This window comes from Vibrio sp. 970 (assembly GCF_033339075.1).
Genome location: NZ_JAWOTW010000511.1, coordinates 1 through 612, shown reverse-complemented (window position 1 = coordinate 612; position 612 = coordinate 1). Strand labels below are relative to the sequence as shown.

Genomic DNA, 612 nt, shown 5'->3' with positions numbered 1-612 from the left:
GCATCCGCTTCACCGCGTGTAACACGAGCGGTTTTATCCGCTTCTGCAAGAATGGTTGCTACTTCAAGTTCCGCTTGTGCACGAATGATTTCTGCTTTCTCACGACCTTGAGAACGGTGCTTACGAGCTACCGACTCACGCTCCGCGCGCATACGACGGTAAATTGACTCACTGATCTCATCAGGAAGGTTGATTTTCTTCATACGGAAATCGACAACGCGAACACCCAAGTCTTTCATTGCGCTTTCACGAGTATCTCGCAGTACATCCGACATGATTAGGTCACGTTCACCATCAATTTCTAACGCTTCACGTGCCGCTTCTGTGTTCACTTCATCACTGCTTGCGTCTTCTGGTAGCACGTCATCATTACGTGGACCTGAAACGATTTGTTTGATTTCACGAGCACCGATTTCAGAACGAAGTACGTCTGTGACTTTACGCTCAAGAAGCGCTTCGGCTGTCAGAGAGTTACCACCGCCTGTTGCTAGGTAGTAACGGCCGAAGTCTTCAATACGCCATTTCACGTACGAATCGATGATAACGTCTTTTTTCTCAGACGTTACGAAACGGTCAGCACGTCCATCCATCGTTTGAATACGAGCATCTAAC

1 protein-coding gene is annotated in these 612 nt (G+C 48.0%); it reads right to left on the bottom strand.

The genetic code is table 11. The annotated features are described in order from the left end of the window. The coding region (gene hflC, locus R7Q11_RS27595; protein WP_225467160.1) for a protease modulator HflC at positions 1-612 on the bottom strand (612 nt) is incomplete at both ends.